At 48.4% G+C, this 16,419-nt stretch carries 16 protein-coding genes; 6 read left to right on the top strand and 10 right to left on the bottom strand.

Annotated features, from left to right (window positions below; translation table 11 throughout):
• Nucleotides 1-84 precede the first annotated feature (84 nt).
• The gene (locus HP570_RS12300; RefSeq protein WP_173625950.1) at nucleotides 85-1,344 is read right to left on the bottom strand and encodes a M20 family metallo-hydrolase; all 1,260 of its coding nucleotides are present in this window, start codon (nucleotides 1,342-1,344) and stop codon (nucleotides 85-87) included.
• 203 nt (nucleotides 1,345-1,547) lie between these two features.
• Here HP570_RS12300 and HP570_RS12305 point away from each other — a divergent pair, with 203 nt between their 5' ends.
• Complete coding sequence (locus HP570_RS12305) at nucleotides 1,548-1,733, top strand: hypothetical protein (protein WP_012686240.1); 186 nt, start codon at nucleotides 1,548-1,550, stop codon at nucleotides 1,731-1,733.
• Nucleotides 1,734-1,802: 69 nt separating this feature from the next.
• Here the strand turns inward: HP570_RS12305 and HP570_RS12310 are convergent, their stop codons facing one another.
• The 6 genes from HP570_RS12310 to HP570_RS12335 form a co-directional block, all read right to left on the bottom strand.
• A complete protein-coding gene (locus HP570_RS12310; RefSeq protein WP_012686237.1) occupies nucleotides 1,803-3,416 on the bottom strand; it encodes an ABC-F family ATP-binding cassette domain-containing protein in 1,614 nt (537 codons plus the stop codon).
• Between the two features lie 349 nt (nucleotides 3,417-3,765).
• Nucleotides 3,766-4,887 carry a sulfate/molybdate ABC transporter ATP-binding protein gene (locus HP570_RS12315; RefSeq protein WP_173625951.1) on the bottom strand — a complete coding sequence of 374 codons (1,122 nt, stop codon included), beginning with the start codon at nucleotides 4,885-4,887 and terminating at the stop codon, nucleotides 3,766-3,768.
• Nucleotides 4,884-5,750, bottom strand: a complete 867-nt coding sequence (gene cysW / locus HP570_RS12320) for a sulfate ABC transporter permease subunit CysW (protein WP_012686235.1) — start codon at nucleotides 5,748-5,750, stop codon at nucleotides 4,884-4,886. The genes HP570_RS12315 and cysW overlap by 4 nt, the downstream gene beginning before the upstream one ends.
• A 12-nt stretch (nucleotides 5,751-5,762) precedes the next feature.
• The gene (gene cysT, locus HP570_RS12325) at nucleotides 5,763-6,599 is read right to left on the bottom strand and encodes a sulfate ABC transporter permease subunit CysT (protein WP_012686234.1); all 837 of its coding nucleotides are present in this window, start codon (nucleotides 6,597-6,599) and stop codon (nucleotides 5,763-5,765) included.
• A 30-nt stretch (nucleotides 6,600-6,629) separates the two neighbouring features.
• Nucleotides 6,630-7,634, bottom strand: coding sequence for a sulfate ABC transporter substrate-binding protein (locus HP570_RS12330; protein WP_242466622.1), 1,005 nt, complete (start codon nucleotides 7,632-7,634; stop codon nucleotides 6,630-6,632).
• Between the two features lie 286 nt (nucleotides 7,635-7,920).
• On the bottom strand, nucleotides 7,921-9,147 hold the full coding sequence (locus HP570_RS12335; RefSeq protein WP_173625952.1) for an NAD(P)/FAD-dependent oxidoreductase: 1,227 nt from the start codon (nucleotides 9,145-9,147) through the stop codon (nucleotides 7,921-7,923).
• Between the two features lie 150 nt (nucleotides 9,148-9,297).
• On the opposite strand from HP570_RS12335, the gene HP570_RS12340 reads away from it, so the two are divergent.
• Nucleotides 9,298-9,600: a DUF3846 domain-containing protein gene (locus HP570_RS12340; protein WP_173625953.1), complete on the top strand. Its 303-nt coding sequence runs from the start codon at nucleotides 9,298-9,300 to the stop codon at nucleotides 9,598-9,600.
• Nucleotides 9,601-9,697: 97 nt separating this feature from the next.
• On the opposite strand, the gene HP570_RS12345 is transcribed toward HP570_RS12340, so the two are convergent.
• Nucleotides 9,698-10,234 (bottom strand): dUTP diphosphatase, encoded by a 537-nt coding sequence (locus tag HP570_RS12345; protein ID WP_173625954.1) that lies wholly within the window; start codon nucleotides 10,232-10,234, stop codon nucleotides 9,698-9,700.
• A 197-nt stretch (nucleotides 10,235-10,431) separates the two neighbouring features.
• On the opposite strand from HP570_RS12345, the gene trhO reads away from it, so the two are divergent.
• The 3 genes from trhO (at nucleotide 10,432) to HP570_RS12360 (ending at nucleotide 13,506) form a co-directional block, all read left to right on the top strand.
• Nucleotides 10,432-11,376 carry an oxygen-dependent tRNA uridine(34) hydroxylase TrhO gene (gene trhO / locus HP570_RS12350; RefSeq protein ID WP_173625955.1) on the top strand — a complete coding sequence of 315 codons (945 nt, stop codon included), beginning with the start codon at nucleotides 10,432-10,434 and terminating at the stop codon, nucleotides 11,374-11,376.
• 144 nt (nucleotides 11,377-11,520) lie between these two features.
• Entirely contained in the window at nucleotides 11,521-12,972 is a 1,452-nt protein-coding gene (locus tag HP570_RS12355; protein ID WP_173625956.1) for an amidase family protein, read from the top strand.
• Nucleotides 12,973-12,984: 12 nt separating this feature from the next.
• Complete coding sequence (locus HP570_RS12360; protein WP_173625957.1) at nucleotides 12,985-13,506, top strand: hypothetical protein; 522 nt, start codon at nucleotides 12,985-12,987, stop codon at nucleotides 13,504-13,506.
• A gap of 30 nt (nucleotides 13,507-13,536) precedes the next feature.
• Here HP570_RS12360 and HP570_RS12365 read toward each other — a convergent pair whose 3' ends face one another.
• On the bottom strand, nucleotides 13,537-13,986 hold the full coding sequence (locus HP570_RS12365; protein ID WP_064200028.1) for a hypothetical protein: 450 nt from the start codon (nucleotides 13,984-13,986) through the stop codon (nucleotides 13,537-13,539).
• 240 nt (nucleotides 13,987-14,226) lie between these two features.
• Between HP570_RS12365 and HP570_RS12370 the strand changes: the two genes are divergently transcribed.
• Complete coding sequence (locus HP570_RS12370) at nucleotides 14,227-14,970, top strand: class I SAM-dependent methyltransferase (RefSeq protein ID WP_173625958.1); 744 nt, start codon at nucleotides 14,227-14,229, stop codon at nucleotides 14,968-14,970.
• A 54-nt stretch (nucleotides 14,971-15,024) separates the two neighbouring features.
• On the opposite strand, the gene HP570_RS12375 is transcribed toward HP570_RS12370, so the two are convergent.
• Nucleotides 15,025-16,389, bottom strand: coding sequence for a D-serine ammonia-lyase (locus tag HP570_RS12375; protein WP_173625959.1), 1,365 nt, complete (start codon nucleotides 16,387-16,389; stop codon nucleotides 15,025-15,027).
• Nucleotides 16,390-16,419 lie beyond the last annotated feature (30 nt).

Here is a 16,419-nt window from a genome sequence, read left to right on the forward strand (position 1 = left end):
AATATATCAAAAACAGTCTGTAAAGTCTCGTTATAGACTGTATGAAAAAAGTCGCCTATCCTCTTAGACGGGCGACTCTCACCATTATTGGTTGATACACATCCGCAAAACGGTTTTGTAGAGCAGCTCTGTTCCAAGTGCCACGTCTTCATAGGCTGCGTATTCTTGCGGATTATGACTGATACCGTCCTTGCAGCGGACAAAAATCATCCCGTAATCACAAACGTAGGAGAGCGCCAATGCGTCATGGAAAGGACCACTCATCAGCTCGCGCACAGAGGCACCGAGCTTGCTGCTCTCCTCATGCATGATTGCCTTAATCCAGTCGGCACAATAACGCGGTTCACTATTTGTATCTTCCGTAATGGTATAGTGCAACCCACCTTCTACAGCGGCTAGCTCAATCGCCTCGCGCAACGCTCGTTCGCGCTCATCGCGACGCTTCAAATCGATATCCCGCAAATCAATCGAAAAACGCACCCGCTCGGGAATGATGTTGCGCGAATCCGGGAAAACCTCCAGGTGACCAACTGTACCGACTGTTGGTGCTTGTGGATCGAGCTTTGCCAGCTCGTTTACTGCCAAAATTACTTTTGCCGCTCCGACTAGGGCATCCTTTCTCATCGACATCGGTACGGAACCAGCGTGCCCGGCAAAGCCAGTCAGCTCGACCGTCCACCACAATGGTCCTGATATCGCCGACACGATCCCAATCGCTTCTCTCGCGTCATCGAGAATCGGCCCCTGTTCAATATGCAGCTCCAGATAAGCACCGATGCTGCCTTTTGGATAAATAGACGCTTCCAGGCGATCAGGATCGCACCCAAAATCAATCAGTGCCTGCCTGCGTGTGATCCCGTTTTTATCCGTCCTCTCCAAGTCCGCCGGTTCCAGCATACCGAGAATGCCTTTGGAACCAAATAGTCCTTTTTGAAAACGGCATCCTTCTTCGTCACAAAACGCAACGATTTCAATAGGCTGTGCAGGCATGATTCCTTGTTCATTCAACGTCTGGGCGACTTCTAGTCCACCCAATACGCCGATCACCCCATCGTACTGACCTCCGTACGGCTGCGAATCGATATGCGAGCCAATCATCAAGATCGGGGCTTGCTCATCCTTCCCCGCCATCCGGCCAATCAAATTGCCGAAGTCATCGATCCGCGTGTGAAGACCAGCTTCTTTCATCCAGCTAGCCACCAGCTCTACGCCTGCTCGGTCTTCAGCAGACAAAGCGAGTCGACATACACCCGTTTCGCCTATTTTCCCAATTTGCGCCAACTGCTCGATTCGTTTTTGCAGTCGTTCTTCGTTGATCGCAAGCTTCCTCGCCTTTACGTTCATGCTCGTAGGACCTCCTCATCTTGGCCATGATAGACGAAAACTCATCCTTACCTTATGCATGTGCCTCTTCCCAAATGGTATTCAACTCGTCCTGTTCCTAGTAGAAGTTTCCTCAAATGAAGCGATTCTGTAGAGATTAGGTCAGGAAAATCGTCTTTAATCTTGGTATAATGAATCGGAAAGTCAGGTAGGAGGAACAACAGATGACCGAGTGGTTGAATAAACCAGTGAAGACCATACAAAGACCAAAGAAACGAGGTACGGTAGAATACATCGATGACCAGTATATCGTGGTGTTCTTTACTTCCCCGCGAAAAGAGCGCGTTATTTTCTCGAGCAAGGAAGCGTTCCTAAATAAAGTCGAGTTCGTGGAAGACCCCGTTTCATGAGAAAAAGCCCCTGACTTCAGCACTTCAATTAGTGCGAAGCCAAGGGCTTTTTATATGTGCGTAGGTAGCTTACGCGTAATGCTCGTCACGCAGGCGTTTGATTTCATCGCTCTCCAGGTACTCGTCATATGTCATCATTTTATCAATGACACCCTTCGGCGTGAACTCAATGACCCGGTTCGCAATGGTTTGAACGAACTGGTGGTCATGAGATACAAAGAGAAGTGTACCGTCGAACTCAATCAAGCCGTTGTTCAATGCAGTAATGGATTCCAAATCCAAGTGGTTCGTCGGTTCGTCCATGATCAATACGTTGGCACTTGCCAGCATCATCTTGGACAGCATGCAACGAACTTTTTCTCCCCCGGACAATACGTTTGACTTTTTCAGCGCTTCATCTCCAGAGAACAGCATGCGACCGAGGAATCCACGAATGAAAGTCTCGTCTTGATCTTTGGAGTATTGGCGCAGCCAGTCAACCAGGCTCAAATCGGAGTTAAAGTACTCCGCATTGTCTTTTGGGAAGTACGCTTGGGAAGTCGTAACGCCCCATTCGAAAGAACCGCTATCAGGCTGAACTTCGCCCATCAAGATTTGGAAGAAGGTTGTTTTCGCCAGCTCGTTTGGTCCGACAAATGCAACTTTGTCCCCTTTGTTGATGGTGAGGTGAAGGTTTTCAAACAGTTTTTCGCCTTCAATCGTCTTGCTCAAGCCTTCGATGGCTACGAGGTTTTTACCCGCTTCACGCTCTGGCTTGAAGTTGATGAACGGATACTTACGGCTGGAAGGACGAATGTCTTCCAACGTAATTTTCTCCAACAGCTTTTTACGCGAAGTCGCCTGCTTGGACTTGGAAGCATTCGCAGAGAAACGCGCAATAAACTCTTGCAGTTCCTTCATTTTTTCTTCTTTCTTCTTATTCTGATCACGAACCATTTTCAGCGCCAATTGGCTCGATTCGTACCAGAAGTCGTAGTTACCTACATACATTTGAATTTTGCCAAAGTCAATATCCGCAATGTGCGTACATACCTTGTTCAGGAAGTGACGGTCATGGGATACAACGATGACGGTGTTTTCATAATCCGCCAGGAAGTTTTCCAACCAACGAATCGACTCGATGTCCAAATGGTTCGTCGGCTCATCCAAAAGCAGGATGTGTGGATTACCAAACAGCGCTTGCGCCAACAGAACGCGTACCTTCTCCGAACTAGCGAGATCCTTCATCTGCTTGTCGTGCAGGTCTGTCGGGATACCGAGACCGATCAGCAAGCTAGCTGCATCTGCTTCGGCCATCCAGCCGTTTAGCTCTTCGAATTCTCCCTCCAATTGGGACGCGCGATTGCCGTCTTCCTCAGAGAAATCTTCTTTCATGTAAAGAGCGGTCTTCTCTTCCATGATCTCGAATAGGCGCTTGTGGCCCATAATTACCGTTTTTAACACTTCGTACTCGTCGAATTCAAAGTGGTTCTGCTTTAATACAGCGATACGCTCGCCCGGTGTCACCGAAACGTGACCGCTCGTCGGATCGATCTCTCCGGAGAGGATCTTCACGAAGGTAGACTTCCCTGCACCGTTCGCACCGATGAGGCCGTAACAGTTACCTGGGGTAAACTTAATGGATACATCTTCAAACAGTGCGCGCTTCCCGTAGCGCAGCGTCACGTTCTGAGTGCTTATCATCGTCGCAATACCTGCCTTTTTTGAATCGTTCAAACACTTATCTTACCAGAGATGACCTCATTTTGCAAAAGGTAAACGATCTCGCGCCTAGCAAAAAATACTGGATTCATGAAATGGACTCCGGCAGGGAAAACTACCATGGCAATCCAGTGGGAAGGAGGCTTCCGATATGTCCAAGCAAAATGGTGTCAAAAATGAGATGGGAAAGAAAGAAAACCCTTCACAAACCCGCAGATCGAACACAATTAGCAAAGAACAGACACGCTCCAAGCAACGCGGCGAATAATGAGTGACTCATCAAAAACCGGCCTGCAGCATATGCAGACCGGTTTATTTGCAAGAAATCAGATCAAACACTAGCCTGCAACGGAACGCGGGCAGGGCGATGTGTCTGTACAGGTTGTGAATCCACGTAGATCGATACATTGTGCAACGTCACGTACACAATGCTCTGCTCTTCTACGTTCAGCTCCATAAAGCGCTGCCTGCTCATCTCTGCCTCAAATACCTCCTCCGTGTCCAATCGCTTCAGATCAAGGCGAACGATCGGCCCCAAGGGCGAAATATGGTTAATCTCAGCCTGAACCGATCTGGCAGACTTCCCCTCTGGCGGGCGCACTGAGATCTCTACATCGTGTGGCCGCATGTATCCGACAGCGGGAGCCTCCACCGCTTTGTCCTTCCAATCTGTCTCGAACTCTGCCTCACCGAGCTTGATTTTGCCATTTTGGATTCGTCCGTGAAACAGATTGACCCGCCCCAGAAAGCTGTACACAAACGGATTCGCCGGATGATGATAAATTTCTTCGGGCGATCCTACCTGCTCCACTCGCCCTTCATTCATCACAACTACCTGATCCGCCAACTCCATCGCTTCCTCCTGATCGTGTGTAACGAATAGAATCGTTAGCCCAAGCTTCCCGTGCAGATGACGGAGCCAGCGACGCAGCTCCTGCCTCACTTTCGTATCCAAAGCGCCAAACGGTTCATCCAGCAGCAAAAATTTTGGTTCCACTGCCAACGCCCTCGCCAATGCAACACGCTGGCGCTGCCCACCAGATAGCTGCGAGGGATAGCGATGTGCGAGACCTTCTAGCTGCACGAGTTTTAATAGGGAATGAACTTTTTCACTGATTTCTTCCTTGCTCGGTCGTGTTTTGCGTGAGCGAACGGACAATCCAAACGCAATGTTGTCAAAGATGTTCATATGCCGAAACAAGGCGTAATGCTGAAAAACAAACCCAACCTGCCGCTCGCGCACGTCGCGGTTCGTATTATCCTCTCCGTGAAAGAGAATCCTCCCCTCCTGCGGTTGCTCCAGTCCAGCGATGAGACGCAAAAGCGTCGTTTTTCCCGATCCGGAAGGTCCGAGAAGCGCTACGAGTTCGCCTTCCGGGATATGCAGATTTACATTTTTCAGCGCTGTAAAGCTCTTATAAGACTTGGTTATGTTCACTACCTCGATACTCATCCGGCTCTCTCTCCTGTCACGTCGTAGTGTTGTTCCTCATCCAGCTTTACCTGCCGCTCGGTCTTCCACTCGATCAGGCTTTTCAGAATAAGCGTCACTAAGGCTAAGGCAGCAAGCAAGGTGGCTACCGCAAAGGCAGCAGCGAATTGGTATTCGTTGTAGAGAATCTCCACATGCAACGGGAGCGTATTGGTCATGCCGCGGATATGACCAGAAACGACGGATACTGCCCCGAATTCACCCATGGCGCGGGCATTGCACAAAATGACCCCGTACAAGAGCCCCCATTTTACATTTGGCAGCGTGACGCGTAAAAATGTTTTCCAGCCGCTTGCTCCGAGTGAGACTGCTGCTTCCTCCTCGTCTCTTCCCTGTGCTTCCATGACTGGAATCAGTTCACGAGCGACGAACGGAAAGGTAACAAAGGTCGTCGCAAGTACGATACCGGGAACCGCGAAAATGATTTTGAAATCCCACGCCGCTAGCAAGGGGGCCGCCACACCTTGACTCCCAAACAAGAGGACAAAAATTAGACCCGCAATGACTGGAGATACGGCAAATGGCAAGTCTATCAACGTAAGCAACACATTTTTACCCGGGAACGAAAACTTGGCGATTGCCCATGCAGCAGCGATCCCGAACGTCACATTCAGCGGTACGCTAATGGCTGCCACTAGCAAGGTGAGCCTAACAGCGGATAACGTTTCCTCCTCAGTAATAGCGGCAACGAACACCTCCGCCCCTTGCCGAAATGCTTCTGTAAACACAGCCACTAGTGGCATGATCAAAAACAAGCCAAGAAAGAGCATGGCCACGATAATCAGTGTCCATCGAATATAAGCTGGCTCCGTCAAATGCTTCATACGTCATACCTCCTAACGGGCCGCATCGAATTTATTGATTTTCCATTGCAAGTAGTTGATGACCAAAAGCATGACAAAGGAAATGACAAGCATGACGGTTGCAATTGCCGTAGCGCCTGCATAATCAAACTGCTCCAGCTTGGTCATAATCAAAAGGGGTACAATCTCTGTTTTCAACGGCATGTTCCCGGAGATGAAAACGACGGAGCCATACTCCCCCAAGGCTCTGGCGAAGGCAAGCGCAAAACCCGTAATGATTGCCGGTAACAAATGCGGCAAAACTACCCGCCAAAATGTATTCCATCGGGTAGCGCCCAACGTAGCGGCAGCTTCCTCCATTTGCAAATCCCAATCCTGCAAAACAGGCTGGACGGTTCTGACGACAAAAGGAAGACCAATGAATGTTAGTGCAACCCATATGCCGATGGGGGTGTACGCTACCTTGATCCCCCATTCCGCCAGGTACTGCCCGATCCAGCCATTTTCAGCGTAAATAGAAGTCAGGGCAATCCCGCCTACTGCGGTAGGTAAAGCAAAAGGGAGGTCAACAATGCCGTCAATGATCCGCTTCCCCGCAAACTGATAGCGAACCAACACCCATGCCACCAAGACGCCGAACACCGCATTGAGACAAGCCGCGAAAAAAGAAGTCATAATACTCACACGAATGGAGGCAAGGACCCTCGTATCCATAATCGTCCCGATGAATTGCTCCCAACTCATCGTCGAAGCTTTTAAAAACAAGACAGACAGAGGGATCAGCACCAGTAGACTCAGGTAGATGATGGTATAGCCCATGGTCATGCCAAAGCCTGGCAGAAACCCTCTGTTGTGGAGTGATTTTCTCATGAAGGTAACTCCTCTGAGGAAAGTGTAGGTCTATGGTTTATAAAGTTGATCGAAGACGCCTTGATCTGCAAAATGAGTCTTTTGTGCTTTCGTCCAGCCGCCAAACAACTCATCGATGGTAAACAATTGGATGTCAGGGAATGCGGGTTTATGTGCTTTGAGTACTTCCTGTGAACGAGGGCGGTAGTAATGCTTGGCTGCGAGCTCTTGGCCTTTTTTGGTATACAGGAACTGGAGGTACGCTTCCGCTACTTCTCTTGTCTTGTGCTTGTCAGCGTATTTGTCAACGAGGGTGACAGGCGGTTCAGCCAAAATGCTTACGGACGGATTTACAATCTCAAACTTGTCTTTCCCTAGTTCATTGACCGCGAGATACGCTTCGTTTTCCCATGCAATCAGCACATCCCCCATGCCACGCTCGACAAAAGTAGTGGTCGAACCACGCGCCCCGGAATCGAGGACGGGTACATTTTTAAACAGTTGTGCGACGAATTCTTGTGCCTTCGCTTCATCTCCCCCATTTGTCTTCAAGGCATAACCCCAGGCAGCCAAGTAATTCCATCTGGCTCCCCCAGACGTTTTCGGGTTCGGAGTAATCACGGAGATACCAGGCTTGATCAAATCATCCCAATCTTTGATTTGCTTCGGATTGCCTTTACGTACCAGAAACACAATCGTGGAGGTGTAAGGCGAGCTGTTTTCCGAGCGCTTCTTTTGCCAATCAGCAGGAATTAGACCGTGTTCGGCAATCGCGTCAATATCGTAAGCGAGGGCAAGGGTCACCACATCTGCTTCCAAACCATCGATGACGGAGCGGGATTGCTTGCCTGAACCGCCATGTGATTGCTTGATCGTCACTGTTTGACCTGTCTTTTGTTGCCACTCTGAGGCAAACTCCTTGTTGATATCTTGGTAAAACTCTCGCGTCGGATCGTAGGAAACATTGAGCAGCTCTACCGTAGAGTTGCTGCCCCCTGCTCCCTTACCAGTTTCTGCTGGTGCAGCAGCCGAGCAGCCAGCCATAGCAGCAGCCATAGCAACGATTCCTACGCGTTGCAGGATCGTCTGGACCTTGCCTTTCGTGGTTTTCATACAGCTCACCTTCACTCCTCTTTTAATCTATAGTAATTAACTCGGAATACTCTGTTATTGAAGATTATACCTGCCTTTCTGTTCCTGTCAACGATATTTCCATCTACCCTATGCTAGGCAGGTAGGCCACGTTCAACTGTTATTCGCCTATCCAGTCAATTTGGGCCCGCCCGTTCTGATTTACTCAAAAAAACAAGCCTTCCCGCTCAAATGGGAAAGCTTGTTTCGATCAGACTGTGGCACTGGCATATTTCCTCCGGTCAAAAGCAAAAAGATCGGCGTCCGCGTGACTTCCTTTTGTAATCAGATCACTGATGATTTGCGCGCCGATCGTCGAATAGACGGTTCCGTTCCCTCCGTAGCCTAGCGTGAACAAGCAATGCGGATACCCCTCCTGCTCCCCAAACAGCGGGAGTCCATCATGCGTTTCAACAATAGTCGCTCCCCAATAATATTCGGCTCTAATAGGAATACGTGGAAACAACTCTTGGATCTTTGCGAGTAATTGATCCCGCTTCTTCAGACTCGAAGCATTTTTCTTTTGTAGGTCGTTCAATGGCTCATCAAGTCCTCCGACAATGATTCTGCCCTCCAAACAAGTACGGATATACAAATAGGGACGGGCGGTTTCCCAGATTAAACAGGCATTCGGCCAACCCGTAAACGCTTCGACTGGATTGGTCACGATGGAAAACGAGCTGGAAATCACCGCGTTGGCATTGCGTTTCATAGTTTGCGCTTCGTAGCCAGTCGCAAACACGGCACGCCTCCACCTGATTGTGTGCCCACTTTTTGTATAAACCAAAAGTCCTCCATCCTGGACTTTTTGATGCACAACTTCCGTGTTTTCGTATACGCGCATCCCTTTTTTCACAGAGTGGGTGATCACACCGTTGGCAAATTTGTACGGATTGAGTTCCGCATCTCCCCTGGAAAAAATAGCCCCTGCCTTCGAAAAGGAGAATCGCTGCTCTATCTCTGAACGCTCCAAATACGTGACTGGAAAGCCGTACTTCTTCAATAATTGGTACTCTGTCCGCAAGCCCTCCGCATCAGCTGGTTTACTGGCATAATACAAGCTGTCACGCCTTATGTAATCGGGAGATTGGTTTAGCTGCCCCGAGATTTTTTCCAATTCATCAACTGCCTGCCGCGTCAGTTCGTAAAAACGAACTCCTTTTTGCTCACCGAACGAATGGATACAGGCTGTCAGCGTTTTATCGTTGCATATTTGCAGCAAACCGGTATTAGCGCTGCTGCTGCCCCCACTCACCCGCCGTTTATCCACGAGGATGACATCCATATCATGCTGCTTCAAATAATAGGAAACGAGCGCTCCTGCCTCTCCGCCACCAATGATGAGGACATCACACTTCACATCCTCAGTAAGAGTGGGATAGAGGGGTGGCACTGGAAATGTTTCTGGCCAATACAATTTTCCGGTCACGAATATCATCAGCTTGTCCCCTCAGGCTGAAAGTATCATTATGGACGTCCCTTCAATTCTCAACCATTAGGATAACCAACACGCCAACCGGCATCCGTTCCCCTATCGCCCCATTCATTGCTTATACGGTATGATGGGTGTTAGAAGGAGTGATTGCGCTTGACTACGGTATATGTTAAGCTTCCGCACGAAAATGCAGTTGTTCGAGAAATCGCTGGGACAGATGAACTACAGGAGCTGGTGGGCGGAGACTATGAGGTAGTGGAAGATGACCATCTCGAGGGAATCTCCCTCGTTGTGAATGAAGATGCTCGCGGAGTAGAAGCAAATAATTTCCCCATCATGTCAGATGGTTTTTTAGACTGGGTCTATGGACCTTGCGTATTCGTCAAAGCAGATGGGCGTTCGCTTACAGCTGACGACCTTTCGAGAATTGACCGGTTTTTATCCTCCAAAGGATGAGGATTTGATCAAAACAATGACCCCTGACCTATCAGCTCACGTCCATGTACACGGCTGACAATCAGGGGTCTTGTATTTTCACTCAATAGAAAAAGAACTAGCTCTTTATACCGCTGCTGCCGAAGCCACCCGCTCCTCTTTCCGTCTCATCCAGCTCATCGACTACTTCGAACTGCGCGACTGGAACGATTGCAATCACGCCTTGTGCAATCCGATCCCCTTTTTTGATCAAGTAGCTATGGGCATCGACTTCTTGTTCAACCGTTACTTCGTTTTCGCCAGCACCCAGACATACCTTGCCGCTTTTTCCGGAAGCGATCCGAATGTTATCGATCAGGACGCATACTTCACCGCGATAACCAGCATCAACAGTCCCTGGTGCATTGGACAAGCGCAGCTTTGTTTTTGCACTGATCCCGGAGCGAGGGCGCACTTGCAATTCAAATCCTTCTGGAAGCGCGAATGCCAAGCCTGTTGGAACCTTTGCAGAATGTCCTGGGGCAATCAATGTATCCTCTACCGCGACCAGATCAAAGCCCGCGTCCATTGCTCTCGCGTACGCTGGGATCACGGCGTCTTGGTGGAGCTTTTTAATTTTCACCTGTGTAACCGGGCGCTCATTTGTCATGTTCATGTATTAGTCTCTCCTCATGTAGCCTGTCGGCTGATTACCATTCATAGTGTACAAGAAGCAACCACATCCAGCAAGAAGCTCCGATTTCATAAAAACCTCACAAACCCCTTACTTTTTTAGCGCATCTAACAATGGAATGTGGTATAATCACCGATGCATCTAAAATCACAATTGAAAAAGAAAGGTGGAATTGTACCTTGCAAGTACAAAAACCATATCGCATTTTGTTGTATTACAAGTATACTCCTATTGAAAATTATGAGGAGTACGCAGCCGAGCACTTGCAATTTTGCAAGGATAATGGGCTGAAAGGGCGGATTATCGTAGCTCCGGAGGGCATTAATGGAACCGTATCCGGAACGATTGAACAAACAGACGCCTACATGGAATATGTGCGAAAAGATCCACGTTTTAGTGATATGTGGTTTAAAATAGATGAGTCGGAAGAGCATGCATTCAAAAAAATGTTTGTGCGTCCGAAACAGGAGCTCGTAACCTGGCGTTTGGAGGAAGATGTCAATCCGAATGAACTAGTTGGCACCTATCTGAACCCAAAAGAATGGTACGAAATGATGCAAGAAGAGGATGTCGTAATCCTTGACGGTCGCAACTATTACGAATACGATTTGGGACATTTCCGTGGTGCGATTCGCCCTGAAGTGGATTCATCCCGTGAGTTCCCTGAGTGGATTCGTGAAAACATGAGCCAGTTTAAGGATAAAAAAGTCCTCACCTACTGCACAGGCGGTATTCGTTGCGAAAAGCTGACAGGTGTCTTGCTGCAACAAGGTTTTGAAAATGTGTACCATCTTGAGGGCGGAATTGTCACGTATGGTAAAGATCCAGAAGTCCAAGGGCGCCTGTGGGATGGAAAATGCTACGTGTTTGACGAGCGCATCTCCATACCCATCAATCATACCGAAGAAGACGTCGTCATTGGCCGCTGCCATTACTGCGGTACTGTCGAAGACCGCTATGTAAACTGCGCCAACCCATTCTGCAACAAGCAGCACTTCTGCTGCACAGAATGTGAGACAAAATTCAAGCGTTCTTGCTCCGATGAATGCCGCGAGCACCCTCGCAACCGTTACGTAGAAGCGGAAGAAAAAGCGAAGCTGGAAGCTGCTGGATCAAACGTATAATTTGGTACAAACACAAACAAGCTGATTCTCTCGTAGAGTCAGCTTGTTTTTTTATAGGTAAAAGGCTCACACTCCCCTCTCATTTCCTTTCCCTGAATTTGGTACTATAATAAAAATCAAATCATTCGCAAAAGGGGATACATTATGTCAGTGATTCATGAAACGAGCATTCTCGAATGGCAAGCTGCAATGACAGCTGGAACCACGACTTCGCGGGAATTGACCCTCGCCTTTTTACAGCGGATTGCCACCTACAACAAACAAAGCATCCGAATCAATGCCATTTGTGAGCTAAATCCAGATGCACTAGCGATCGCAGAGTCACTGGATCGAGAGCGAGCGGTGTCAGGCAGTCGTGGGCCGCTTCACGGAATCCCTGTATTGATTAAGGATAACATTGCGACATCTGACAAGATGCACACGACAGCTGGAGCTCTAGCTTTAGCTGATTCGTTTGCCTCTGCAGATGCATTCGTCGTTACCAAGCTCCGAGAGGCGGGCGCGGTTATTTTAGGGAAAACCAATCTGACGGAATGGGCTAACTTTATCTCCAATGACATGCCAGATGGCTACAGCTCGCGCGGTGGACAAGTGTTGAACCCATACGGTCCTGGTGTACTCGATGTCGGCGGGTCTAGCTCGGGGTCGGCTGCTGGGATTGCCGCAGGTTTTGCCGTTGTGGCAGTCGGTACGGAGACTTCCGGGTCGATTCTCCATCCAGCAGAACAAAATTCGCTCGTGGGAATCAAACCTACTGTTGGCTTAATCAGCCGTTCGGGTATCATCCCGATTTCCCATAGCCAAGACACAGCCGGACCGTTGGCGAGAACCGTGACAGATGCAGCTATTTTGCTTGGCGCGCTTACTGGCATAGATGAAAAGGATCCCGTGACTGGAAAAAGCGAGGGTCTCGCGCAGACCGATTACCTCCCCTTCCTCGATGCAGATGGATTGCGGGGTGCACGCATCGGCGTTGTACGCTCCAGATTTTTGGCTGAGTGTGAAGCCGAAGAAATCGCCTTGTATGAAGCAGCAATTGAAAAGCTTAAAGAGGCTGGCGCAACTATCATAGATGCGGTCACCATCCCGACAGAAAATGCCGAATGGAACATACATGTTCTCGTGCATGAATTCAAGGTTGGTGTAAATGCGTACTTAAAAACATTACCAGCCTCCTCCCCCATCCGCTCCTTACAGGATGTCATTGCTTTTAATCGGGCACATGAGGAGCAAGCCCTGCTTTATGGGCAAGAGCTGCTGGAAGAATCCGAGCAAACCAGTGGTACACTGACAGAGCCGGAATATCTGGCAAATCGCCTGTTCGATTTGGAAATGTCACAAAAACAAGGTCTTGATGCTGTCATGAAGGAGCACCAACTCGACGCCCTCTTGTACCCTGGAAGTACGGGTTATGCGATCCCAGCCAAAGCTGGTTACCCTTCCATTACGGTTCCGGCTGGCTATACTTCCGCAGGCAAACCATTTGGCATCATGCTTACTGGCTTGGCATTCCAGGAACCTACTCTTCTTCGCCTGGCCTATGCTTATGAACAAGCAACTCGACTGCGCGTAGCTCCAAATATGACGATATTTTAGAGGAAGCACAAGATGAACCGATATAACGGACTTTTTATTGGTACAGCAATCCCTTTCAAGCACCTGAAGAAAATCATTCGCAAATTCAACTATGATTATTATGACAAAGCCAGTCCCGAACGACAGCAAGACTTTATCGAAATTATTCCAGATTTCCACATCAGTCACTCTGATGATCCACACCATAGGCTAGAGTGCATCATGGTGGAACCAGCGTATTTGAACAGATTTTTGAAAATCGTAAACAACCTAGATTTCACTTTCATCCTCTGCCAGTATAGTCACGGTCATTTTCAAACGATCATGAATGAAATCGAGTATAGTGTTACGAGCTATCGCTCTTTGGAAGATGTCGTCTATCTGCTATTCGAATATGAAGATGATATCGAAGGGAAATTCGCTAAAAAACTGCGCACGCTCCCACTCGAAAAACAATTTGCCTCAGCCCCCGGAATCAAAACGAGCAAAGAATATCAGCATCTGCTAGATACATGGGTAAAGGAAGTACTCGCCTATCCAGCAAAAAACGCATGAGACCTTTTTGGCCCCATGCGTTTTCCCTTTCTACATCGTCTTGCTTTCTTGCTCCGCTTTCCCGAGTCGATCCTGGAACAGCTTGCTCAATTGACCGATATTTACTTCCCATTCCTCATCCTTGTAATAAACAGTCGCTTTGGATTCGCCTTTTTTACCTACGATACGAATATTCGTTGTCTTCACTTCATAGGTGCCATCTTCCTTGAAGGAAATATCCGCATCCTTAAGCTCTTTGTCCAATACCGGAGTAATCGTCTTATCGACGACTTCCTGCGTCGCTACGGCTGCTTGGCGCCCCATTTGGATCACTTCTTCAGGACTGAATTGGAAAAACAACACGAGCACAACACCAATAATAGCTGCAAGCGAAATAATTCGAATGATACTTCGCACCACCCATTGGGCAGCCATGATGATGACTATGATAGCTAGCGCAATCGGCCAGTAATCTTTGATCAGTTGAAGTATTTGGTCCACGTATATCCCTCCTTCGATTTCAGTCTCGCCAAAAAATATCGAAACCAAATCTTCTTACAGAAAAAAACCGTCACAGCAAAGCGGACGGAATCACAAAAATGGGTTGTCTATCATTAATTCTCGTAAAAAAAGCAAACTCCTGCTCTCATTTTCAATCGTTTTAAACAAATAATTGACATCATCTTCATCTTTTATCCATAATAGGAATCCGAGAAAAAATGGAAACGGGGCGATAATAGGATGAAACAAAATCTGTATGATCAACTGGATTTTTATCAGGACTATCAAAAGCTGCGTCTGTCCGGTCAATCGGAGAATGATATGATCGAACAGCCTGCCTTTCGCGGATGTCTCCCCTCCCTAAAAGGTTTGCGTGTACTCGACCTCGGTTGTGGTGGCGGACAGTTTGCCAGATACTGTGTAGAGCAAGGTGCAAGTGAAGTCATCGGTGTTGATCTTTCCCACAACATGCTGGAATATGCCCGAACGAATAACAGTCATGAGAACATTCAATATCTACATGGCTCCTTGGAGGACATTGAGCTTGCCTCACATGACTACGATCTCATTACGAGCTCTCTCGTCATGGACTATGTTCGTGACTATGAGCAAGTGATCAACAAAATAAGCCGCGCCTTGCGCAACGGAGGACATTTCGTATACTCCACACTCCATCCGCATATTACCGCTCGCAAAAAGGTCGAGGGCTGGGTACGCGACGAAGAGGGGCAGAAGCATTTCTGGCCCTTGGACAACTACCTGGAAGACGGAGAACGTGAAATGTACATGATGAACGGCAGAAAGGCGCTTTTTTACCACCGCTCCATGTCCACTGCTGTCAATACACTAATCCAATCAGGGCTTACCCTCCAAGAGATCATCGAGCCAACCTGCACGCCAGAAGGACTTCTCATCCAGCCACATCAGATTTCTGAAGTAAGAAGACCGACGTTTATTATTTTCAAGACGCAGAAGATTGCATAAATGGATGATGAAAAGCCCGGGGAGTGACCCGGGCTTTCTGTATCATTTCGATGCTTATTTTTTCCCATTCTCATCCAGAGCTTTTGCATAATATTCTTCCTGAATAGACTCCGGCACCATACTCCCGCCCGTCGCCCATACAATATGGGTCGCTTTTTTCATTTTTTCCGTTAGCCCTTGCTTCAACAGGTAGTGACGCCCTGCCTCCTGCTGAAACAATCGAACAGGTCCTGGCATGCCAGCCAACGCAGACGGCTCCAATCGAATGGATTCGAGATCACGCAAGGCACGCAATAAGGCGTATAGCTCTTCGTCAGCGACTGTATAAACACCACTGAGCAGATTTTCCATGGTTTTCCCTACGAATCGCGAAGGACGGCCAACAGCCAAACCATCCGCCTCTGTCTTGTTATCGATTCCAAAGTCTTGAACGGAAACTTTGTCATGCAGTCCTGTCATTAAACCTAGCAGCATGCAGGGCGAATGGGTAGGTTCCGCAAAAAAGCAATGAACATTGTCTCCGTAGATAAGCTTCAATCCGTACGCCACGCCGCCAGGACCTCCCCCCACCCCACACGGCAGGTAGACAAACAACGGGTTATCGTTATCTACTGTAATCTGCTGCTCCTCTACCTGTTTCTTTAATCGTCCGGCTGCGACTGCATAGCCGAGGAATAGACGCTTAGAGTTCTCATCATCGATGAAATAACAATTCGGGTCGGCCTCCGCCTGCTTTCTGCCCTCTTCCACCGCTTTCCCATAATCCGATGCGTATTCGACTACCTGGACTCCTTTTGCCCGCAACAATTCCTTTTTCCATGCTTTAGCGTCCGCTGACATGTGAACAGTGACTTGAAAACCGAGCTTCGCGCTAATGATCCCGATGCTCAAACCGAGATTTCCTGTCGAGCCTACTGCAATGGAATAACGGGAAAACAGTTCACGGAACGCATCTGTGGCCAAAATAGCATAATCATTGTCCGGTTGCAGCATCTGATGCTTTTGGGCCAATTCTTCTGCATGTGCCAGCACCTCGTAGATGCCGCCCCGGGCTTTGATCGAACCTGCAATAGGCAAATGGCTGTCGCATTTTAACCAGAGATTCCCCTGAATATTCGATGCAAAACGAGCCTCTAGGTGCTTTTGCATCTCTTTTATCGGAACGAGTGGGGACTCAATCAGTCCACCAGCAGCGCTCGTCTCGGGAAAAGCCAATTGAATGAACGAGCCAAAACGCCGCAAACGTTCTTCAGCATCCTGGACCTCCTCAGGCGTAACCAAGAGAGTTGCTTTTGCGATCTCGTCATAACCAGGGTTCGTCCAAAAAACTTCATCGGTCTTTATCATGCTAGGAAGAAGCGGATATTTCCTTTTCCACTCCTCGATTGTTAACCCTTCCACCTTTTCATTGTCTCCCATCTTGAACGAGCCCCCTATTCTTCCTTCCAC

This window comes from Brevibacillus sp. RS1.1, assembly GCF_013284365.1.
In the GTDB taxonomy this organism is placed as follows: domain Bacteria; phylum Bacillota; class Bacilli; order Brevibacillales; family Brevibacillaceae; genus Brevibacillus; species Brevibacillus brevis_D.